Origin of the sequence: Flavobacterium sp. GCM10023249 (assembly GCF_042653365.1) — a bacterium.
Classification (GTDB): Bacteria; Bacteroidota; Bacteroidia; order Flavobacteriales; family Flavobacteriaceae; genus Flavobacterium.
The window spans coordinates 498,186-519,005 of the sequence record NZ_JBHSHZ010000006.1 but is presented as its reverse complement, the minus strand read 5'-3'; the positions used below and the strand labels follow the sequence as shown (position 1 = coordinate 519,005).

Below are 20,820 nucleotides of genomic sequence, written 5' to 3'. Positions count from 1 at the left end.
TATGTTGTTGTTTAGTAGCTAATAAAAAAAGCGAACCAATTGGTTCGCTTTTTTGTTATTTTTTATAGGTATTATTTGCTCGATTCACATCGGCCATGATTTCTATAGGATCAATTAAAATGGTTTTAATGTTTTCCTTGTTTTGATTGATGATAAGTTCATAGGTTGGATAAGCCCAATCCCATCCTTCTAGCACAGTTCGTTTGATTTTTGGGAATGGATTGTCTTTACTCCATCGCATTAATGTATTTGGAACGTAAAAACTTTCCATTGTGCCGTCAGTATATACCACTACAATATCGAGTGGCATAGGTGTTCGACCGATTCTTTCCAAAATCACTTTTGTGGTATTGGCTTCAGAATAGACGCTTTTAAAGCCGTAATCTATTGTATTTGTAGTTTTGGTCCAATCGGTTAAAAACCAGTCTAAATTTGCACCTGAAACTCTTTCTGCAGTATTCCTGATATCATTAGGCGTTGGATGCGTGAATTTGTATTCTTGGAAGTAACGCTTCAATGTTTTGTTAAAGTTTTCGGTACCGATTAAATATTCTAACTGCGTTAAGAATAAATTTCCTTTGCTATAAGCTTGAATGCTATAAGGGCGATTCTCATCGTAACGATCGGCATGCGTAGTTTGCGGTTGTTCTTTACCTGATTTGACCATGTTGAGGTAATTGGCATACGAATCGGCATGAGGATTGTCAACTTTTTTATCGGCAATTTCATTCAATCCATAGTTTTCCAGCCAAGTAGTAAAACCTTCGTCCATCCAGCTGTGTTTGGCTTCATTAGTAGCCAATACATGTTGGAACCATGAGTGTGCCATTTCGTGTGCGGTAACGCCTAGTAAGCCTTCAAATTCGCCAGTACCTAAGATTAGTGTACACATGGCATATTCCATACCGCCATCACCGCCTTGAATTACAGAATATTGCTGGTAAGGATATTTTCCGACAGTTCTGTTGTAAATTTCCATTAACTGGGCAGTTTTTGGTTGCAGTTTTTTCCAGTTTTCGATTATAGACGAATCGTTTTGGTACAAGAAATGAAGAGTGGTTCCAAAATTGGTTTTGTATACATCATGGATGTAGTCTTTATCTGCTGCCCAAGTAAAATCATGTACTTTAGGAGCTAAAAAATGCCAAGTTAAGGTCTTTTGCTTTTTAGGGATAGCCACTTTAACTCCTTCATCTTGGTAGTTGTAACCAATTTGATTTCCGTTTTGAAGATACCCGGTTCCGCCTAAGATGTAATTTTTGTCAATAGTGATTTTTACATCAAAATTACCCCACACACCATGAAATTCACGGGCGATGTAAGGGTCGGCCTGCCATCCGTCGATATCGTACTCTGCCATTTTGGGATACCATTGTGACATTGATAATTCGATACCTTCTTTATTGTTTCTTCCTGAACGGCGAATTTGTATAGGAACTTGTCCCTCAAAATCCATAGAAAAAGTTGTGGTTGCTTTTGGCAATAGGGGTTGTGCTAAAGTTACCTCCAAGATGGTACTCACTCTTTTATTGGCAACAGCGACACCATCTTGTTTTAAATTGGTTACATATAAATAACCTATTTCGTTTGGTTTTAATGAAGCGATGCGGCTTTCTTTGGTTTCTTTGTCGCCCACTTTTACGCGGTTCACCATTCGGCCGTCCGGATCTTTAATCGATTTTAAGCGCGCGTCCATTGGGCTATTCGGTTGAAAAGCATTGTTGTAAAGATGAAAGTACACTCTTTTTAAAGTATCCGGAGAATTGTTAGTGTACGCTAAAGATTGTATTCCTTTGTATTGGTAAGTTTTCACATCCATAGTGACTTCCATTTTATAATCGGCATTTTGTTGCCAATAACCTGGATTGGGATTGTTTTGGGCAAAAACTCCTAAAGGAAGTAGTAATAAAAAGAATTGTTTCATATCTATTGAAATAAAAAGGAAGGGACTAGACCCTTCCCAAATATTAAAAAATCTGTTGTTATTTTTTTGCCATTTTATCGGCCATTTGTAAAGCGCTTAATGCATTTACGATTTTACCTGTTTTACTGATTTTAGGAAAAGTAGTTTGTTCTCCTTTTTCGCCAGCCAGAGTAAAAGTATTATTCAAAGGCGTTCCTGAATCCATGATGATATGTTTCACTTGTGATGCTGTAAGTGAAGGGTAGTACGCACGGATTAAAGCCGCTACACCAGCTACATTCGGGGAAGCCATAGAAGTTCCTTGTAAATATTCATAAGTACTGTTAGGCGTTGTAGCATAGATTTTAACACCTGGTGCGAAAATGTCTACATTTTCTTTACCGTAGTTAGAGAAATCGGCCATTTGAGAAGAACCGTATTCGTAGTTTAATGCACCAATTGTTAATACATTGTCTGCGTATTCCGGGTTCTTACCTTCTGCATCATTAGGGAAGTTAGGCGCTAGATCAATGTCTTTAGCGTCATTTCCTGCGGCATGAACAAATAAAACGTCTTTAGAAGCGGCATATTTGATGGCATCAATTACCCATTGTTTGTTTGGTGAGTAGCTTTTTCCAAAACTTCCGTTGATTACTTTAGCACCGTTATCCACTGCATAGCGAATAGCTAAAGCAATGTCTTTATCATACTCGTCACCATTTGGTACGGCACGGCATGACATGATTTTTACCACATCGGTTGCTACTCCATCGCCACCTTTATTGTTATTGCGAACTTGCGCAATGATACCCGCTACGTGTGTACCGTGCTTTGCGCTTTCTTTTTTAGGGCCAATTACGTTGTTGTTTCCGTATTTGGTATCGTTGATATCATTAGGGTTGTCACCCACCACTTTTCTACCGTCGAATTCAAGATTCAAATTGTAGTTTAGATTGTCGTAGATGTATTCTTTGTAATTGTTGATTTCGGTGTCAAATTTGGATTTATCACCACCTATGTTAGCCATTACCTGAGCTATAATATTTTGAGATTGTAGTAAACCTTGATCCGTAGTTTTGATAGCCTTTACTTCTGCTAGGGTAAAATTGGTTTTTCCTAAATGCTTTGCAACAGTGGCTTCTGCTGCAAGTATCATATCCAATTGTTGTTTTTGAGGTGCTAACTCTGCTTCTTTGGATTTTAATTCCGCTAAAGCATTTTCATACTGTACCGATCCATCATTTCCTTTTTTAACGATACGAGTCATTTCCAATTGTTCGTTGTCTGACTCACCAAGGAAGTTCCATCCGTTGATATCATCTACATAACCATTGTTGTCGTCGTCTTTTTTGTTTCCTGCAATTTCTTTAGGATTTACCCAGATGCTTGATTTTAAATCTTCATGTTCGATATCGATACCGCTGTCTACTACTGCTACGATAATTTTATTGGCTTTTTTACCTTTTAAGAAATCATAGGCTAAATCTACGCTCATACCAGGCACTGTATCTTTAACCAAGTCCAAATGACTCCAACGTTCCATTTGTTTTTCAGTCATTTTAGTGGTTTTCAATGGCATCGCATCAATCTTGGCAGGATCTATACTAACCAATGCTTTTGGAGCGCTACAGCTTGCTAATGCTAAAGCAAATAAACCGGAGATATAAAAAGGTTTAAAGTTTTTCATAATATGAAATTAAAAATTTTGATAAAAGTCTGAATTTTTCGAGTAAATGTAATGAATTTAACATTAGATTAATATATCCTCACAGCGGAATACTTCTTTTAGGCGGACGCCTTTTTCGGTTTGTTCCACGGTAATGATTTGATTATGGGCATCATGTTCGAGCCATAAATAGTAATTGTTTTCAGCTGCTGCATTGAGAAATTTAGCTTTTTCAGGCATTGTCAACAAGGGGCGGGTATCGTATCCCATAACATAGGGCAATGGTAAGTGTCCTGCTGTGGCTAATAAATCGGCCATGAATACAATCGTTTTGTCTTTGTATTCGATATGCGGAATCATCATTTTTTCGGTATGACCATCAACGTAGAAAATTCCAAAACCCATTTCTTTGGAAATTCCAAAATCACTGTTGGGGCGTTCAATGAACTTCAGTTGGCCGCTTTCCTGCATGGGAAGAATATTTTCGGAAAGAAATGAGGCTTTTTCACGCGCATTAGGTTGTGTGGCCCATTCCCAATGGTTATCATTAGTCCAGAAAGTTGCATTTGGAAAAGCGATTTGGTAACCCGTGCGGTCTTTGTTCCATTCTACACTTCCACCACAATGGTCGAAATGCAGGTGCGTCATGAACACATCGGTGATATCATTGCGGTGAAAACCGTGTTTTATAAGGGATTTGTCTAAAGAGTCATCGCCCCAAAGCGAATAATAGCCGAAGAATTTATCGGATTGTTTGTTGCCCATTCCAGTATCGATCAGGATGAGGCGATTTCCTTCTTCGATAAGCATACAACGTGCGGCTATATCGATGAGGTTGTTGTTGTCGGCCGGATTGGTTTTGCTCCAAATGGTTTTTGGGACAACGCCAAACATGGCACCTCCGTCCAATTTAAAGTTACCGGCTTCGATAGGATATATTTTCATAGTTTTTATAATGGTACACAAATTTAGGATATTAGTTGGAAAGTTGAAAGCGTAAGTTGAAAGTTAGAAAGTTGTAAAGTTTTTGATATTCTAAGTATCTAAAGAGTTTATCGTTTTTGGTTTATAGTTACCAAGTGGTCATTCAATTCTAATAAAAGATTAATTCAACCCTATTATTGCAGGTTGTTGGGCAAAAAAAGTTCTATATCTGAACTAAATTTCTAACTTATTTTAATACTATTGATGGAGGTATTTTACTGTTTATTAGTTGTAAATGGGGCTATATGGCATATGCAATTAAAAAATGACCTTGTTAACATTTGTCATATAATGTATGGGTATAAATCCATAAATTTGAGAGACTAACTTTTAAATTCATTGAAATGAACCTCTATACAACTGTAGAAGACGCCGTCAGTGTTATTCAAAGTGGCGACCGTATATTTTCACATGGTAGTGCCTGTACGCCGAATTTGCTTTTGGATGAGCTGGCACGTCAATCGGGTAGATTAAAGAACGTTGAGTTTGTTTCTATTACACAACAAGGGAACGTTGAAATTGCCAAGCCACAATACAAGGACAGTTTTTATATCAATTCACTTTTTGTTTCTACCCCAGTGCGTGAGGCGGTGAATTCTGAACGTGGTGATTTTGTGCCAGTATTTTTGAGTGAAATACCGATCCTTTTCAAGAATGGACATCTTCCTATCGACGTTGCTTTGGTTACGGTTTCACCACCAGATGCTCATGGGTACTGCACTTTGGGTACTTCGGTGGATGTGGCACGAAGTGCGGTTGATTCAGCTCAAAAAATCATTGCACAGGTAAACCCCAAAATGCCAAGAACACATGGTAACGGAATGATACACTACAGTAGGATTGACAAAATGGTGTGGCATGACGAACTCTTATTGACAGTTGATTATGGAGCCAAAGTAGGAGAAGAAGAATTATTGATTGGAAGTCACGTTGCTCAATTGATAGATGATCGTTCGACATTGCAGATGGGGATTGGTACTATACCCGATGCGGTATTACAATGTTTGGGAAATCACAAAGACCTTGGAGTACATACGGAGATGATTAGTGATGGGATTGTAGATTTAATGCAAAAGGACGTAGTGAACAATAAGTACAAAGGCGTTCATTTGAATAGAACCATTACCAGTTTTGCTTTTGGCACCCAAAAACTATACGACTACATTGACGATAATCCAGCTTTTGCTTTTATGGATGTGGAACAGGTGAATTACCCGATTAACATCATGATGAATAAAAAAATGGTCGCTATCAACTCGGCGATTGAGATTGATTTGACGGGTCAGGTTTGTGCAGATTCTATTGGAAGTTACCAATACAGTGGAATAGGTGGTCAGATGGATTTTATGCGAGGTGCTGCACTTTCGGAGGGAGGGAAACCAATTATTGCAATCTCCTCTAGGACAAAAAAAGGATTGCCAAGGATAGTACCGTTTTTAAAGCAAGGCGCTGGAGTTGTAACCACACGTGGGCATATTCATTATGTGGTGACCGAGTTTGGGACGGCTTATTTGTATGGTAAGAATTTGCGCCAAAGAGCTCAAGCACTCATTGAAATATCTCATCCGGAAGATAGGGAAATGTTGGAACGAGCCGCTTTTGAGCGTTTTAATCACTAATTTTTTGAGTGAGAATTTCTTAGACTATTTTTTTAGTGTATACCGATTGTAAACCCGGGAAGTTACTACTTCTCGGGTTGTTTTTTTAGTATATAATTAAACAGTTTGCGCTTTTACGCTACTCTTTTGTTTTCTCGGAATTATTTTCCCTTCTTTTTGAGCACGAAGGTAAAAATAGATGCCTATTAGCAGTAGAGTAGTTGCGGTAACTATGGAATTTTCGACACCCACTGCACCACCATTAAGGATTTCCGGACCAGTGAATTTGGAAAGGATTATTCTTCCCATATCATTTAGTCCTGTAAGACTGGAGCCGTAAAAGATTTGTGCAAAATTCCAGCTGAAGTGAAAAAAGAAAGGGAGCCAAAGTTTTTTGGAATAGACAAACAACACTGTCATGGTGAAACCCCATACCAAATCAACAAAGAGGCTGAACATGTTGGCATTGGGATTGAACATGTGTGAGGTTTCAATTAGCATTATGATGAAGATTGCAATGTTAGTGCCCAACCAGTTTTCTATAATACGGGCAATGAGTGCTCTGTGGAAGAGGTCTTCGATTAGAGCGGCTATGACCAATGTTCCGAACAATTTCCAGGAATAATAGTCCAATGATATACCGAATACTTGATAGTATCCAGATAGATACAGAATTGAGATGGTAATTGAAATGGCTCCAAACCCCAGAATACTACTTCCTATTATTGTCTGGGTTACATTTTTTAACGATAATTCGGTGATGTCCCTTTTGTCAATAATTCGGAAGAAATAATAGTAGGAGAGCAGCAATACAAAGAAGGAAATGGTGTGAATGATGGGATCGGCTACGTTCTTGTCCGGGAAGATACTATACAAAACAGGTTTAGAAATGAAGTTTTGGACAACTACAAATACTCCGAAACAGAAAACGATTCCGAGTACCATTTTCGTGAGCGGAAAATGGAGGATTTTTTTGATTGATGGATTCATGATGATGATGATTTTTGATTGATTACTAAGTAGGTATGAAATTCCCTACAATTGTTACAATTTGAGTACTGTTTTTATTTACTGTTGCACAAAACCATTTCGGCTGTCCTACTTATTTTTTGTAGTTTTGAGTGGTATTTAAACTGTTTAGATTGTGAGAACATTTTCATATAGTAATTGGAGTTTTTCTACTTTCATTGTAGTAGCAGCTACTCTTTTTTTGAACGTAGTAAATAGTTATGCACAGGAAACTATTCGATTATACCAAAAACCGAAAGTGGTACTGCATAGTTGGTATCCTGAGTACCTACCGAATCCAAAACTTAAAATAGGAGAAAGTAAAATTCTGTTTACTATTGTCGAAGCGCTTGAAAAGACTAGGATTAGGCATAATGACATTGATTTAATAACGTCTAATGGTCAGGTTCATATTGAAGAGACTGATAAAGGCAATCAATATTTCGTTAAAGTGGGTCCAACCAATGCTAAATATGTTGAATTTGAAGCTTGGTTTGAACTAGGTAATACGAAGGTATTGATTAAGAACAATGGGAAATGGGTGAATTGTAGCGATTTGTATAAAGTGAAAGATAATAGGATTTTGCTTGGCACCATTAAGTTGGCTGTCCAGCCTTAGAGTATTCAGCGATACTCGTTGTATTCTGAATTAAAAAGCCCACAATAATTGTGGGCTTTTTGTTTTACTGGTAACTGTATTCGTAAAAATTGGTCAGTTTGCCATTATTGTATTCTGCTTTGGTTTCTTTGCATTTCGAGGCGAGGGATTTGGTAATGGTTTTTGAGATGGTTTTCCCTTCGCTTCGGATTTCAACTTTTTGTTTCTTTTTATTTGTGGTGATAATGTGCTCTAGTACCACTGATTTATTTTCAATTTTCTTGTAGTTGGAGTACATACGATCGGTGGGATTTTTGTATTCGTAAACAATTTTATAGACACCTTCGTCTTCTTCGATGATGCGGTCATTGTCGTCATATTTGTACGATTTTGGAAAACCAGACATTTCTCCTTCGCTATCATACCGTTCGCCTTTATTGGGAAGCGATGTTTTGGAATCCAAATAGTAAAGAGCGGATAACACGATTCCTTTTTTATCGACTGAGACTATAGCGAATTGATTTTTGGTGTATTTGTAAATCTCTTTGGTTTTATTTCCTTTTTCATCAACACTTACGATACTGTCAATCAGGCTAAATTGATCGCGGTAATAATTGGTTTCTTCTTTTATGACTTTGTTGATAAGTTTGGTCTGTTTCACGATTTGATTGTTCTTGTCGTAGAGTTCAATAATTTGAATGCCGGTTTTTTTCTTTTTAGCAGCGTCTTTGAATACTGTGATGGTTACTTTTTCGCTTTTGCATTTTTTAGGATTGAATTTGTCTTTTGGTACATAATGAGAATACGGGAGTTTTTGGATTTTGGCGGCTAGTTTTTCATTCATGCTGAAATTGTCATCCAATATGTCTTGCGCTTTCTGTTTGTTGAGTTTTTTGATTTTTTCCTTTCTTTCTTTGTAATAGACAGCATCTTTGAAAGGGATTTCGAAGTATTTCTCGAATTCTTCGATGTACCGTGAAGGATTCTTGATTAGGATGGGTTTGTCTTTTCCGTTGGATAATAAGACACCTACCGGCGGACTGGTTTTTTTATTTCGGAAGTAGTATTCTTTTGTGTTGGCAAATTTAACCACTTGGTCTGTTTTGGTTACGATCACCTTGAGTTCTTCCGTTTTGGCAAAATGAGCCGTAAATCTTTTTTGTATTTCATCGTGTTTGGCTACCAAGGACGTGTCTTCTGTTTGTTTATAAAACACAATGGCTTGTTGTTTTTTGGTGTCAAAGTCAGCTTTTGATTTTGGGTTTTTTTCGAGTAATAAAGCGGTCGAACAACCGGTTAGCAGCATACAAGCTACAATTACTAATAGTGGTTTTTTAGTCATGGTTTTTAGTTGTTTGCTTGATTTCACTCAAATATAATAAATCGTGAAATTTCCCACAAAACATTTTTCAATATAAAGATTATTTATCAGGGAATTAGTTATAAAAATGTTACTTATTATGAAAAAGGGTTTTTATGTTATATCTTTGCGGTTTAAAACGGTTTAATTTAGACAAAATCAAAATAAGCGATGATAAAAGTTTCAGAATCAGCAAGTAAGAAAATTGTCGACATGATGAAAGACGATGGTTTTGACCCTTCAAACGACTATGTTCGAGTTGGAGTTAAAAGTGGAGGCTGTTCAGGCTTGTCTTATGAGTTGAAATTTGACAAGGAAATAGGTGAAAGTGACAAGGTTTTTGAAGACAATAATGTAAAAATTGCTGTTGAAAAGAAATCATTTTTATACTTAGCTGGAACTATTTTAGAATATTCAGGCGGTTTAAACGGAAAGGGATTTGTTTTCAATAATCCTAATGCACAGCGTACGTGCGGTTGTGGAGAGAGTTTTTCGCTCTAGTCGAAAGCCGAAAGTTGGCTTTTAAAATTTTTTAAATAATAAAAATGTCAAAGTATACAGAAGACGACTTAAAAGTCGAACTCGAAAATAAAGAATACGAATACGGTTTTTATACCGATATCGAATCAGAAACGTTTCCGCCAGGGTTAAACGAAGATATCGTGCGTGCGATTTCAAAAAAGAAAAACGAACCGGAATGGATGACCGATTGGCGTTTGGAAGCGTTTCGTGCTTGGGAAGAAATGATTGAGCCGGAATGGGCCAATGTACATTATGAGAAGCCTGATTTTCAGGCAGTATCGTATTACTCGGCACCCAAGAAAAAAGACAAATACGAGAGCCTTGATGAGGTAGATCCAGAATTATTGGAAACTTTCAAAAAGTTAGGTATTTCTATAGATGAGCAAAAGAAATTGGCTGGAGTTGCGGTAGATATCGTAATGGATTCGGTTTCGGTTGCTACAACATTTAAAAAGACATTAGCGGAAAAAGGTATTATTTTCTGTTCCATTTCGGAAGCCATTCAAGAGCACCCGGAGTTGGTTCAAAAATACATCGGAAGTGTTGTTCCGCAAAAAGACAATTTCTATGCGGCTTTGAATTCGGCTGTATTCTCTGATGGATCGTTCTGTTATATTCCAAAAGGCGTTCGATGCCCGATGGAATTGTCTACGTATTTCCGTATCAATCAAGGTGGAACTGGACAGTTTGAAAGAACGTTGGTTATTGCTGATGAAGGCAGTTATGTTTCGTATCTGGAAGGATGTACTGCACCTAGTCGTGATGAAAACCAGTTGCATGCTGCAGTAGTAGAACTAATTGCTTTGGATGATGCTGAAATCAAATATTCTACGGTACAAAACTGGTATCCTGGTAATAAAGAAGGAAAAGGTGGTGTTTTCAACTTCGTAACCAAAAGAGGTTTATGCGAAAAGAATGCTAAAATTTCTTGGACACAGGTAGAAACCGGTTCTGCAGTAACTTGGAAGTATCCATCTTGTATCTTAAAAGGAGATAATTCAATAGGAGAGTTCTATTCAATTGCAGTTACCAATAATTACCAGCAAGCCGATACGGGAACTAAAATGATTCATTTGGGTAAAAACACCAAGTCTACAATTATTTCCAAAGGTATTTCTGCTGGAAAATCACAAAATAGTTATAGAGGATTGGTGCAAATCAGCCCGCGTGCAGAGAATGCCCGAAACTTTTCACAATGTGACTCGTTATTAATGGGCAACAATTGTGGTGCCCATACTTTTCCTTATATCGAATCGAATAATTCAACGGCTAAAATAGAGCACGAAGCTACTACTTCAAAAATTGGAGAAGACCAAGTATTCTATTGTAACCAGCGTGGTATTCCGACTGAAAAAGCAATCGCTTTGATTGTGAACGGTTTCAGTAAAGAAGTATTGAACAAGCTGCCGATGGAATTCGCAGTGGAAGCCCAGAAATTATTAGAGATTTCATTGGAGGGATCAGTAGGATAATCATTATAAATATATTTTTAAGATAGTACTATCATGTTAACGATAAAGAATTTGCACGCCTCTGTAGAGGATAAAGAAATATTAAAAGGAATTAACCTTGAAGTAAAAGCTGGAGAAATTCATGCGATTATGGGGCCTAACGGTGCCGGAAAGTCTACACTTTCTTCAATCATTGCAGGAAATGAGAATTATGAAGTATCTGAAGGAGAAATCCTGTTGGATGGAGAAGATGTTTCTGAGTTGGCTCCAGAAGAAAGAGCACACAAAGGTATTTTCCTTTCGTTCCAATATCCTGTTGAAATTCCAGGAGTTTCGGTAACCAATTTTATCAAAACCGCTATTAACGAAAAGCGTAAAGCGAATGGTTTGGAAGAAATGCCAGCCAATGAAATGTTGAAAATGATTCGTGAGAAGTCGGAATTATTGGAAATGGATAGAAAGTTTCTTTCGCGTTCGTTGAACGAAGGTTTCTCTGGAGGTGAAAAGAAACGTAACGAAATTTTCCAAATGGCCATGTTAGAACCCAAAGTGGCTATTCTTGATGAGACCGATTCTGGTTTGGATATCGATGCTTTACGTATCGTGGCGAATGGTGTCAATAAATTGAAAAGTGAGGACAATGCAGTAGTTGTCATTACGCACTATCAAAGATTATTGGAATATATTGTTCCAGATTTTGTTCACGTTTTGATGGATGGAAAAATCATCAAATCGGGTGGCAAGGAATTGGCATTGGAGTTAGAAGAAAAAGGATACGATTGGTTAAAATAATTGGTACGGTTTACTAGTTTGTAGTTTAGGTCTTGTGATTTAAACGGTAAACGATAAACCCTAAACATTGAAAATGGATTTAAAAGAAAAATTAATATCGTCTTTTATGGCTTTCGAAGAGAAAGTGGATGTGGTGACCGATTTGCACGATATCCGTACCGAAGCCTTAAAAAACTTTGAATCAAAAGGGTTTCCGACAAAAAAAGAGGAAGCTTGGAAGTATACTTCACTGAATTCAGTTCTAAAGAACGACTTCAGTATTTTCCCTAAGAAGGAGAACGCGATCGAATTCAAGGAAGTGAAAAAATACTTCTTGAATGACGTAGATACTTATAAAGTAGTTTTCATTGATGGAATATTCAGTTCTTTCTTGTCTTCTACTACACACGATGGTTTGGATGTTTGTTTGATGTCATCGGCATTGACCAAGCCCAAATACAAAATGATTATTGATACGTATTTCAATCAAATAGCCAATAAAGAAGAAAGTTTGACCTCTTTGAATACGGCGTTTGCATTTGAAGGTGCGTATGTCAATATTCCGAAAAGTAGAGTGGTTGATAAACCTATCGAAATCATTTATTTTTCTACGGGTAATGAAGCTGCGCTGATGGTACAACCGCGTAATTTGATTATTGTGGGTGAAAATGCACACGTGCAAATCGTGGAGCGTCATCAGAGTTTGAATTCGAATCCTGTATTGACCAATTCAGTAACCGAAATTTTTGCGCAAAAGCGTGCCATTGTGGATTATTACAAAATCCAGAATGATATGCAGACAGCGAATCTAATTGATAATACGTACATCTCACAGAAACAGGAAAGCCGAGTGGCTGTACACACGTTTTCTTTCGGGGGTAATATCACGCGTAATAATCTGAATTTCTACCACCACGGTGAGCGAATTGACAGTACGTTGAAAGGGATTACCATTATTGGTGATAAACAACACGTGGATCATTATACTTTGGTTAACCATGAACAACCGAACTGCGAAAGTCACCAGAATTATAAAACCATTTTAGACGGTCAATCGACTGGTGTTTTCAATGGGAAAATTTATGTGGAGAAGGAAGCGCAAAAAACCGATGCTTTCCAACAAAATAACAACATCTTATTAAGTGATAAAGCGACTATCAATGCAAAACCACAATTGGAAATTTTTGCAGATGATGTGAAGTGTTCGCATGGTTGTACTATAGGTCAGTTGGATGACAGTGCGATGTTTTACATGCAACAACGCTGTATTCCTAAAAAAGAAGCCAAAGCGTTATTAATGTATGCCTTCACCAGCGAAGTAACCGCGAGTATCAAAATACCTGAATTAAAAGCTAAAATTGCCCGAATCATTGCCGATAAATTAGGCGTGAAAATGGGATTTGATCTATAAAACCTTGTAATTGCCTTGAAAAATACTAGTAAAGTTCTTTTTGGAATCGTATTGTGGATTTTTATGGGTAGTCAAACGGCTACTGCACAATTTTTTGAAGAAAATATTTATTATGAAGGAGAGCTTTCCGGAATTGCGTCTTTTTTGATGGAAGATGAAAACGGAGATGTTCAATTTTTGACGCTTGGCGGATTGGGACTAAAAGGAGGTGTCGGAATTCATAATGACGAAGGAAGTCTATTTTTGGGTGTTCATTCCGGAGTGGAAGGTAATTTTAGACATAGAACTGGAATAATACCGGTTTATGTTAATAGCCGAGTTGCATTTGATGTATCAGAGAATGGGAAAATCATTCTAGGTTTTGGATATGGTAGAAGTATGCAGATTGGAACCGAAAGATATGCCGGCTATTTGCGTAAATATTCGATTGCACATGCCATTGGTGATGAAAACATGTTCAGTTATTTCGTTGAGGTAGCCAATCATGGATTCAGGTATCCTGATGGAGTTCGAGCAACAACAGTTAATTTAGGCATAGCTCTTACGTTTTTATAAAAAATAGTGTAACTATATAAAATAAAAAAACCGCTTCAAGAAGCGGTTTTTTTATGTGTTACTATTTGATACTATTGGTAATATCTCTTAAGAATCCATTAAAATCAAATTCAGGCTCTTCGGTAAGTCCTAAACGAACAATTACAAGGTTTTTGGATGGGAATAAGGCAACCATTTGTCCTTGGTAGCCACTACAATACATCATTTCTTTGGTTACATCAGGGAAATAGCCTCCTTTGTTGAGCCAGAATTGTGCGCCATAACGGCCGTTGGAGGTATTTGTTGGTGTTGCGGCATAGTTGAACCATTTTTCATCGAACAGCTGTTGTCCGTTCCAATTGCCTTTGTGCAAATACAATAAGCCAAATTTTGCCCAATCTCTGGCATTCGCCCAAGCATAGGAAGACCCTACATAATTGCCTTTCATGTCGGCTTCCACCACCATCGAATTCATACCAATTTTGTCAATCAAAGCACTGTACCAAAAATCCAAATACTCTTGATGTGTTTTGAACTGTTTTCGTAAAATACCCGAAAGCAAATTGGTAGTCCCGGAAGAATAGTTCCAATGCGTATTGGGTTGGAAAGCCGCTGGTTTTATCAATTGGGAGCGTGTCATGTCCTCATCCAAGAAAAGCATTTTGGTCACATCCGATATTTTACCGTAATCTTCTTCCCATTCTAGTCCAGAGTTCATGTGTAATAAATCACTCGTGGTAATTTTTTTGCGTTCGTCGTTTTGCCATTCCGGAAACGGAGCCGGTTTGTAAATGTCGAATTTACCTTGTTGCTGCAGAATACCAAAGTAGGTAGCGGTGATACTTTTGGTCATGGACCATCCTAAAAATCTTGAATTTTTGGTAAAACCATCAGCGTATTTTTCTGCAATGATTTTGTCTTTGTAAATCACTACAACTGCTCTCGTTCTTAGTTTTTGTTGTCCTTTTTTGTCGAAAGCATTGTTTACCGTTGCTTCGAGTTTTTTATAATCTACTGTGCTGAATACAGTATCATTTGGTGCTGCATTTCCGTATGGGAAAGGAGTTGAATTGTCTGGTTTTGCTCTTTTAGGTACTAAGTAGGGTAAAGAAGCGTCGTATTCATCATTAACTAAAACGGCACCTAATCCTTCACGGAAAATGGCTTTTCTCGACTTCAGTCCGTATACCGAAGCCTCTGCAAATTTTTCCTTATCGTTGATTTGGTTGTCAGCCAAGTCAATCATATCAATATCATTGTCTCCATTTTCAATAACCTCTAACGGTCGATTGTCCAGAAAATAGCCGGAAGCAACGCTTTTGGATGAAAACCCCGAGATTAAATCCAGTTTGGGATAGGTTTCAAAACTATAATAGATAATTGCGGCTACTACAACCAACCCTAGAAAGCGGAAAAATTTTCTCATAATGTGATGTTATTGTACTGCAATTTAATTATTTGTATTGAAATGAAGTAATTTTTTCAGGCTTTAGTTGATTCATTAAACTTTTCTAAAATATTCTTGATTTCGGGGGCAAATGTTTACTTTTGTATTTAGAAAAATTCTAAATAAAAATGCTGAATATCCAAAAAATAAGAGCCGATTTCCCAATTCTGAATCAAACAGTTAACGGGAAACCCTTACTATACTTCGATAACGGTGCCACGTCACAAAAACCAAAGGTGGTTATCGATGCCATTACCAAATATTATGAAGAAATCAATGCCAATATACACAGAGGAGTACATACATTAAGTCAGTTGGCTACAGATGCGTATGAAGCCTCGAGAGAGAAAATTCAAAAGCACATTAATGCGGAGCATCTTCACGAGGTGATTTTTACTTCGGGTACAACCCAAGGAATCAATTTGGTGGCGAATGGCATGGCAGCTTTTGTGAAAGAAGGCGATGAGGTTATGGTTTCGGCATTGGAACACCATAGTAATATTGTGCCTTGGCAGTTTTTGTGTGAGAAAACTGGCGCAAAACTGGTAGTAATACCAATGAATGAAGATGGAGAACTCGTAATGTCTGAATACGATCGTTTGCTTACAGCCAAAACCAAAATTGTGGCGGTCAATCATATTTCGAATGCATTAGGTGTGATCAATCCAATTGAATATATGATTCAGAAAGCGCATGAAGTGGGAGCAGCTATTTTGATTGATGGGGCGCAGGCTACGCCGCACTTAAAACCGGATGTTCAGGCTTTGGATTGTGATTTTTATGTGTTTTCAGGACACAAGATATGTGGGCCGACCGGAGTTGGTATTTTGTATGGGAAAGAAGCTTGGTTAAATAAACTGCCTCCGTATATGGGCGGTGGAGAAATGATTAAAGAAGTTACTTTCGAGAAAACCACGTATGCAGAATTACCACATAAATTTGAAGCGGGAACGCCTAACATTGCCGATGGGATTGTGTTGGGAACCGCTATCGATTATTTGAATGAAGTAGGTTTTGAAAATATTCAAGAGCAAGAGCGCTCACTTTTAGCTCATGCTACCGAAAAATTATCCGAAATTGAAGGTTTGAAAATTTACGGGACGTCTGCTCAAAAGACTTCGGTAGTTTCTTTTAATATTGAAGGAATTCATCCGTATGATATTGGCACGATTATAGATAAATTAGGTATAGCGGTTAGAACAGGGCATCATTGTGCTCAACCCATCATGAATTATTTTGGAATTCCGGGTACGGTTAGAGCGAGTTTTTCGTTTTATAATACGAAAGAAGAAATTGATATCTTTGTGGAAGCCGTTAAAAAAGCAAAAACGATGCTTTCTTAATTTAAAAAACCAAAAACTATGAAAAACCTGGCATTAATTGGATTCTCTGTAGTCACGTTACTAATTTCGTGCAAATGTAAAAAAGCAACTACAGATACAGTGGTTTCAAATCAAGTTCCTAAAAATGAAGTTGCCGCTGTACAAGGTGTTACTGATAACGGAACAGTTGCGGATTCTGCGGCTGCTATTGTGCAACCTAAAAATGAAGATAGTTTGAAAAGTCAGGAAACAGTTGCTGGTGTCGAATACGAAGCGAATTCAAGAGGTTTTTATCTGAAAGTTAAATTTCAAGAAGGAAAACTGACGTATACAAAAGAAAGAGATTCAGATGCCTTGCAAACGGTTCAATTGACCAAAGCACAGGTTGAAGAGTTGAATTCTTTGCTTAATGGAGTGGAAGCGGCAAAAATTTCTGAACTGAAAGCACCAACCGAAAAACGATTTTATGATGGTGCGGCAATGGCCAATATTCATATCACGAAAAGTGGTAAAACCTACAGCTCGGAAACTTTTGATCATGGAATTCCTCCGGCACAAATAGAAAAATTGGTAAAAAAATTACTTTCTTACGTGAAAGATAACGAATAGAATAGAATGACAATTACAGAAATACAAAATGAAATCGTTGATGAGTTTTCCATGTTTGACGATTGGATGCAACGGTACGAATACATCATCGAATTAGGTAAATCTTTACCATTGATTGATGAAAAATACAAAACTGATGATAATATCATTAAAGGATGCCAGTCTAAGGTTTGGGTTCATGCAGAAGAGCAAAATGGCAATGTGGTTTTTACTGCCGACAGTGATGCGATATTAACCAAAGGAATTATAGGTATATTAATACGTACTTTCTCGAATCAGTCGCCTCAGGCCATATTGGATGCAACTACTGATTTTATTGATGAAATCGGTTTGAAAGAACATTTGTCGCCTACGAGAGCCAATGGATTGGTATCAATGATTAAACAAATAAAAATGTACGCTTTGGCTTTTCAGGCCAAAAATTAATTACTATGATGGAAGAATTTAACGATACAATCAACTTAGGAGAAGAAGTAGTAAAGGTTTTGAAAACGATTTACGATCCTGAGATTCCAGTTGATATTTATGAGTTAGGACTTATTTACGATGTTTTTGTTAATGAAACAATGGATGTTAAAATCCTTATGACATTAACGTCACCGAATTGCCCTGTGGCAGAAACTTTGCCTCAAGAAGTGGAAGAGAAAATCAAGAAAATCGGCGATGTTAAATCGTGTGAAGTGGAGATTACATTTGATCCACCATGGAGTAAGGATTTGATGAGTGAAGAAGCGAAATTGGAATTAGGAATGCTTTAAAGTTTATAATTTGTGGTTTATGATTCATTAACTGCAAACCATAAACTTATAACCCTTAACTTCAAAAATGGAAGAAATTGTAAACAGAGTTGCGAATAGTGCGCTACAGGTTTTTGATTTGGAAGATTATTTTCCAAAACAAAGCATTGTTGAACTAGACATTTCACAATGGCTCTTTGGAGGTTTTATTCTAAAAGAGAATGAATTTCGTGACCATTTGAAAGCACATGATTGGACACAGTACAAGGATTGTTATGTTGCGCTGTATTGTTCGGAAGAAGCGATACTACCTGCTTGGACTTATGCTCTCGTAACGGTGTATCTGCAGCCTTTTGCACCTAAGGTAGTCAACGGGACTAAGAACGAACTGTTGCTTTCTTTGTATCAAGGTATTTTAAGTGAATTGGATTATTCTGATTTTATTGACAAGCCGGTAATCCTTAAAGGCTGTTCCAATAAGCCTGTTCCTCAGCAAGCATATGTTTTGGCGATAGAACATCTTATGCCTTTTGCCAAAAGCATTATGTTTGGTGAAGCCTGTTCTTCAGTACCGCTCTATAAATCCAAAAAATAAGAAAAAGATTTCATAAGTTTGTGGAAATCAGTAAACACAAACTTATGAAAAAGAGATTTATCGTATTGTCATTGTTGATGATGACTTTCTTTTCATTCGCACAAGGCAATGAGAAAGAATTAATTGGCAAAACATCTTCTGCCGAAACCAAAGCCCGAGATACTCTGAATATGGGTTGGAAAAAAACAGGTAACTTGGTTTTCTTATTCAATCAATCCGCTTTTAATAATGATTGGCGTGGAGGAGGTGTATCCAATATGGCTGGAAACATTGGGTTGAATTATGATTTCAACTATAAAACTCCTGCTTTGATTTGGGATAATAAATTGATCGTTTCTTATGGTTTGACCAAGTTGAAAGGAGCGGATGTTCAAAAATCGGACGATCGTTTTGTTTTTACTTCCTTATTGGGTAAAAAAGCCTCAGGATATTGGTTTTATTCAGGTTTTCTTGATTTTAGAACCCAGATGGATTCCGGTTTTGAGCCAGCAACTATGACAAAAATATCTCATTTATTTTCACCTGCTTATCTTCAGGCAGGTCCTGGTATGTTATGGAAAAAGAGTGATAATTTGAAAGTGAACATTGCTCCGGCAACCTCTAGAGTTATATTCGTGCATCCTCATTTTACAGAACTTGGTGCTTCTTTTGGGGTAGAACAAGGCGATTCTTCGAGATTTGAGTTCGGGGCTGCATTGAGTGGTTATTATAAATGTAACCTCATGGAAAACATCTCTTGGGAAAATATTGTAATGATGTATACGAATTATTTGGATACACCCAAAAATGTAGACATCGATTATCAGTCTAATATAGTAATGAAAATCAATAAATACATTTCAACCAATATTGCATTTCAGGCTATTTATGATGATAATGCGGTGGGCGCCTTTCAGATTCGAGAAGTGTTTGGTCTAGGCGTGAATTGTATCTTTTAAAGAATAAAAAAAAGACCTCATTTTGAGGTCTTTTTTTTTATTCTTTTTCGACGGCGTCTTTATAGTCAGGATACAAGAAGTTATTGTAAGGGAATCGGGTAATGTGAATTTGTCTTACTGCTTCATATGCTTTTTCTCTGAATTCCTCGAAGTTTGCTTTTTCAGTGGCTGAAATGAACAAGGTGTTGTTTTCACCCAATTTACTCATCCAGGTTTGTTTCCATTCCTCTAAAGTATAATGCTTAGTCGTTTTTTCAGTCATTAAGTCATCGGCTTCAATAGTCAGATGTTGATACGCATCAATTTTATTAAAGACCATAATCGTTGGTTTATCGTCACTTTTAATATCCTTTAAAATCTGATTTACCGATTCGATGTGGTCTTCGAATTCAGGATGAGAAATATCAACTACATGCAGCAATAAATCCGCTTCACGCACTTCATCCAATGTACTTTTGAAAGATTCAACCAGTTGAGTAGGTAACTTTCTAATAAACCCTACCGTGTCAGAGAGAAGAAAAGGAAGATTTTTAATCACTACTTTTCTAACCGTGGTATCCAAAGTAGCAAATAATTTGTTTTCTACAAATACTTCACTTTTTCCAATGGCGTTCATTAAGGTTGATTTGCCAACATTGGTATAACCTACCAAAGCAACGCGAACCATGGCGCCACGGTTGCTGCGTTGTATGGCCATTTGTTTATCGATGACGCGAATCTTGTCTTTCAATAAAGCAATACGATCGCGAACAATACGACGGTCAGTTTCAATTTCTGTTTCACCGGGACCACGCATACCAATACCTCCCCGCTGACGTTCCAAGTGCGTCCACATACCTGTTAAACGGGGAAGTAGGTACTGGCATTGTGCCAATTCGACTTGTGTACGCGCATAAGATGTCTCTGCTCGTTGCGCAAAAATATCCAAAATTAAGTTGGTTCTATCTAGTACTTTGCAGTCCAATTCTCTAGTGATATTTTTTTGCTGAGCCGGTGTTAACTCATCATCAAATATCACAGTTTTGATATCGTTGTCTTTTATATAGTACTTAATATCCTCAAGTTTTCCAGTTCCTACAAACGTTTTAGGATTGGGTTTATCCATCTTTTGTGTAAAACGCTTTACTACCTCACCACCAGCAGTATAGGTTAAGAACTCTAATTCGTCTAAATATTCGTTAAGCTTATCTTCACTTTGTTGTTGTGTTACAATCCCTACGACTATAGTTTTTTCAAAATCTATTTTTTCTTTCTCTAGCATGATATCATATTGTGGTGCAAAGGTATAAATTTAAGCGTCAAATTTTCTCACTTCTAATAGGAAGTTAAGTGTTAAAAAAATAAATATTATATGATTAAATGTTAA

Annotated in this window: 20 protein-coding genes; 13 read left to right on the top strand and 7 right to left on the bottom strand. The window is 37.2% G+C overall.

Features of this window, described 5'->3' with window-relative positions:
• Positions 1 to 55: 55 nt before the first annotated feature.
• From ACFO7M_RS03880 to ACFO7M_RS03870, 3 genes are all read right to left on the bottom strand, one after another.
• On the bottom strand, positions 56 to 1,924 hold the full coding sequence (locus ACFO7M_RS03880) for a M1 family metallopeptidase (protein ID WP_379717903.1): 1,869 nt from the start codon (positions 1,922 to 1,924) through the stop codon (positions 56 to 58).
• A gap of 58 nt (positions 1,925 to 1,982) precedes the next feature.
• Complete coding sequence (locus ACFO7M_RS03875; protein WP_379717905.1) at positions 1,983 to 3,590, bottom strand: S8 family peptidase; 1,608 nt, start codon at positions 3,588 to 3,590, stop codon at positions 1,983 to 1,985.
• Positions 3,591 to 3,653: 63 nt separating this feature from the next.
• The gene (locus ACFO7M_RS03870; RefSeq protein ID WP_379734120.1) at positions 3,654 to 4,514 is read right to left on the bottom strand and encodes an MBL fold metallo-hydrolase; all 861 of its coding nucleotides are present in this window, start codon (positions 4,512 to 4,514) and stop codon (positions 3,654 to 3,656) included.
• 383 nt (positions 4,515 to 4,897) lie between these two features.
• On the opposite strand from ACFO7M_RS03870, the gene ACFO7M_RS03865 reads away from it, so the two are divergent.
• Positions 4,898 to 6,172, top strand: coding sequence for an acetyl-CoA hydrolase/transferase family protein (locus tag ACFO7M_RS03865; protein WP_379734118.1), 1,275 nt, complete (start codon positions 4,898 to 4,900; stop codon positions 6,170 to 6,172).
• A gap of 96 nt (positions 6,173 to 6,268) precedes the next feature.
• Here ACFO7M_RS03865 and ACFO7M_RS03860 read toward each other — a convergent pair whose 3' ends face one another.
• Positions 6,269 to 7,141, bottom strand: coding sequence for a CPBP family intramembrane glutamic endopeptidase (locus tag ACFO7M_RS03860; protein ID WP_379734116.1), 873 nt, complete (start codon positions 7,139 to 7,141; stop codon positions 6,269 to 6,271).
• Positions 7,142 to 7,295: 154 nt separating this feature from the next.
• Between ACFO7M_RS03860 and ACFO7M_RS03855 the strand changes: the two genes are divergently transcribed.
• Complete coding sequence (locus ACFO7M_RS03855; RefSeq protein WP_379734114.1) at positions 7,296 to 7,778, top strand: hypothetical protein; 483 nt, start codon at positions 7,296 to 7,298, stop codon at positions 7,776 to 7,778.
• 64 nt (positions 7,779 to 7,842) lie between these two features.
• Here ACFO7M_RS03855 and ACFO7M_RS03850 read toward each other — a convergent pair whose 3' ends face one another.
• Complete coding sequence (locus ACFO7M_RS03850) at positions 7,843 to 9,099, bottom strand: hypothetical protein (RefSeq protein ID WP_379734112.1); 1,257 nt, start codon at positions 9,097 to 9,099, stop codon at positions 7,843 to 7,845.
• Between the two features lie 189 nt (positions 9,100 to 9,288).
• Here ACFO7M_RS03850 and ACFO7M_RS03845 point away from each other — a divergent pair, with 189 nt between their 5' ends.
• From ACFO7M_RS03845 to ACFO7M_RS03825, 5 genes are all read left to right on the top strand, one after another.
• Complete coding sequence (locus ACFO7M_RS03845; protein WP_379734111.1) at positions 9,289 to 9,618, top strand: HesB/IscA family protein; 330 nt, start codon at positions 9,289 to 9,291, stop codon at positions 9,616 to 9,618.
• A gap of 44 nt (positions 9,619 to 9,662) precedes the next feature.
• On the top strand, positions 9,663 to 11,111 hold the full coding sequence (gene sufB / locus ACFO7M_RS03840; RefSeq protein WP_379734109.1) for a Fe-S cluster assembly protein SufB: 1,449 nt from the start codon (positions 9,663 to 9,665) through the stop codon (positions 11,109 to 11,111).
• A gap of 33 nt (positions 11,112 to 11,144) precedes the next feature.
• Positions 11,145 to 11,882, top strand: a complete 738-nt coding sequence (gene sufC / locus ACFO7M_RS03835) for a Fe-S cluster assembly ATPase SufC (protein WP_379717921.1) — start codon at positions 11,145 to 11,147, stop codon at positions 11,880 to 11,882.
• 73 nt (positions 11,883 to 11,955) lie between these two features.
• Positions 11,956 to 13,272: a Fe-S cluster assembly protein SufD gene (gene sufD, locus ACFO7M_RS03830; protein WP_379734107.1), complete on the top strand. Its 1,317-nt coding sequence runs from the start codon at positions 11,956 to 11,958 to the stop codon at positions 13,270 to 13,272.
• A 15-nt stretch (positions 13,273 to 13,287) separates the two neighbouring features.
• Positions 13,288 to 13,827: a hypothetical protein gene (locus ACFO7M_RS03825; protein WP_379717925.1), complete on the top strand. Its 540-nt coding sequence runs from the start codon at positions 13,288 to 13,290 to the stop codon at positions 13,825 to 13,827.
• A 61-nt stretch (positions 13,828 to 13,888) separates the two neighbouring features.
• Here ACFO7M_RS03825 and ACFO7M_RS03820 read toward each other — a convergent pair whose 3' ends face one another.
• The gene (locus ACFO7M_RS03820) at positions 13,889 to 15,232 is read right to left on the bottom strand and encodes a serine hydrolase domain-containing protein (RefSeq protein ID WP_379734105.1); all 1,344 of its coding nucleotides are present in this window, start codon (positions 15,230 to 15,232) and stop codon (positions 13,889 to 13,891) included.
• A gap of 149 nt (positions 15,233 to 15,381) precedes the next feature.
• On the opposite strand from ACFO7M_RS03820, the gene ACFO7M_RS03815 reads away from it, so the two are divergent.
• The 6 genes from ACFO7M_RS03815 (at position 15,382) to ACFO7M_RS03790 (ending at position 19,454) form a co-directional block, all read left to right on the top strand.
• Positions 15,382 to 16,596 (top strand): aminotransferase class V-fold PLP-dependent enzyme, encoded by a 1,215-nt coding sequence (locus ACFO7M_RS03815; protein WP_379734103.1) that lies wholly within the window; start codon positions 15,382 to 15,384, stop codon positions 16,594 to 16,596.
• An 18-nt stretch (positions 16,597 to 16,614) separates the two neighbouring features.
• On the top strand, positions 16,615 to 17,184 hold the full coding sequence (locus ACFO7M_RS03810) for a hypothetical protein (RefSeq protein ID WP_379734101.1): 570 nt from the start codon (positions 16,615 to 16,617) through the stop codon (positions 17,182 to 17,184).
• A gap of 6 nt (positions 17,185 to 17,190) precedes the next feature.
• Complete coding sequence (locus ACFO7M_RS03805; RefSeq protein ID WP_379734099.1) at positions 17,191 to 17,610, top strand: SufE family protein; 420 nt, start codon at positions 17,191 to 17,193, stop codon at positions 17,608 to 17,610.
• A gap of 8 nt (positions 17,611 to 17,618) precedes the next feature.
• Positions 17,619 to 17,942 (top strand): SUF system Fe-S cluster assembly protein, encoded by a 324-nt coding sequence (locus ACFO7M_RS03800; protein WP_379719028.1) that lies wholly within the window; start codon positions 17,619 to 17,621, stop codon positions 17,940 to 17,942.
• Positions 17,943 to 18,009: 67 nt separating this feature from the next.
• Positions 18,010 to 18,516 (top strand): DUF2480 family protein, encoded by a 507-nt coding sequence (locus ACFO7M_RS03795; protein WP_379717933.1) that lies wholly within the window; start codon positions 18,010 to 18,012, stop codon positions 18,514 to 18,516.
• Between the two features lie 44 nt (positions 18,517 to 18,560).
• Positions 18,561 to 19,454: a DUF3078 domain-containing protein gene (locus tag ACFO7M_RS03790; protein WP_379734097.1), complete on the top strand. Its 894-nt coding sequence runs from the start codon at positions 18,561 to 18,563 to the stop codon at positions 19,452 to 19,454.
• 37 nt (positions 19,455 to 19,491) lie between these two features.
• Here the strand turns inward: ACFO7M_RS03790 and hflX are convergent, their stop codons facing one another.
• Positions 19,492 to 20,715 (bottom strand): GTPase HflX, encoded by a 1,224-nt coding sequence (gene hflX / locus ACFO7M_RS03785; RefSeq protein ID WP_379734095.1) that lies wholly within the window; start codon positions 20,713 to 20,715, stop codon positions 19,492 to 19,494.
• Between the last annotated feature and the right edge of the window lie 105 nt (positions 20,716 to 20,820).

What these genes read in the sequence shown, in the direction of transcription:
- ACFO7M_RS03880 (WP_379717903.1), bottom strand. Translation starts at nt 1,924, where the DNA reads ATGAAACAATTCTTTTTATTACTACTTCCTTTAGGAGTTTTTGCCCAA.
- ACFO7M_RS03875 (WP_379717905.1), bottom strand. Translation starts at nt 3,590, where the DNA reads ATGAAAAACTTTAAACCTTTTTATATCTCCGGTTTATTTGCTTTAGCA.
- ACFO7M_RS03870 (WP_379734120.1), bottom strand. Translation starts at nt 4,514, where the DNA reads ATGAAAATATATCCTATCGAAGCCGGTAACTTTAAATTGGACGGAGGT.
- ACFO7M_RS03865 (WP_379734118.1), top strand. Translation starts at nt 4,898, where the DNA reads ATGAACCTCTATACAACTGTAGAAGACGCCGTCAGTGTTATTCAAAGT.
- ACFO7M_RS03860 (WP_379734116.1), bottom strand. Translation starts at nt 7,141, where the DNA reads ATGAATCCATCAATCAAAAAAATCCTCCATTTTCCGCTCACGAAAATG.
- ACFO7M_RS03850 (WP_379734112.1), bottom strand. Translation starts at nt 9,099, where the DNA reads ATGACTAAAAAACCACTATTAGTAATTGTAGCTTGTATGCTGCTAACC.
- ACFO7M_RS03845 (WP_379734111.1), top strand. Translation starts at nt 9,289, where the DNA reads ATGATAAAAGTTTCAGAATCAGCAAGTAAGAAAATTGTCGACATGATG.
- sufB (WP_379734109.1), top strand. Translation starts at nt 9,663, where the DNA reads ATGTCAAAGTATACAGAAGACGACTTAAAAGTCGAACTCGAAAATAAA.
- sufC (WP_379717921.1), top strand. Translation starts at nt 11,145, where the DNA reads ATGTTAACGATAAAGAATTTGCACGCCTCTGTAGAGGATAAAGAAATA.
- sufD (WP_379734107.1), top strand. Translation starts at nt 11,956, where the DNA reads ATGGATTTAAAAGAAAAATTAATATCGTCTTTTATGGCTTTCGAAGAG.
- ACFO7M_RS03820 (WP_379734105.1), bottom strand. Translation starts at nt 15,232, where the DNA reads ATGAGAAAATTTTTCCGCTTTCTAGGGTTGGTTGTAGTAGCCGCAATT.
- ACFO7M_RS03815 (WP_379734103.1), top strand. Translation starts at nt 15,382, where the DNA reads ATGCTGAATATCCAAAAAATAAGAGCCGATTTCCCAATTCTGAATCAA.
- ACFO7M_RS03810 (WP_379734101.1), top strand. Translation starts at nt 16,615, where the DNA reads ATGAAAAACCTGGCATTAATTGGATTCTCTGTAGTCACGTTACTAATT.
- ACFO7M_RS03805 (WP_379734099.1), top strand. Translation starts at nt 17,191, where the DNA reads ATGACAATTACAGAAATACAAAATGAAATCGTTGATGAGTTTTCCATG.
- ACFO7M_RS03800 (WP_379719028.1), top strand. Translation starts at nt 17,619, where the DNA reads ATGGAAGAATTTAACGATACAATCAACTTAGGAGAAGAAGTAGTAAAG.
- ACFO7M_RS03795 (WP_379717933.1), top strand. Translation starts at nt 18,010, where the DNA reads ATGGAAGAAATTGTAAACAGAGTTGCGAATAGTGCGCTACAGGTTTTT.
- ACFO7M_RS03790 (WP_379734097.1), top strand. Translation starts at nt 18,561, where the DNA reads ATGAAAAAGAGATTTATCGTATTGTCATTGTTGATGATGACTTTCTTT.
- hflX (WP_379734095.1), bottom strand. Translation starts at nt 20,715, where the DNA reads ATGCTAGAGAAAGAAAAAATAGATTTTGAAAAAACTATAGTCGTAGGG.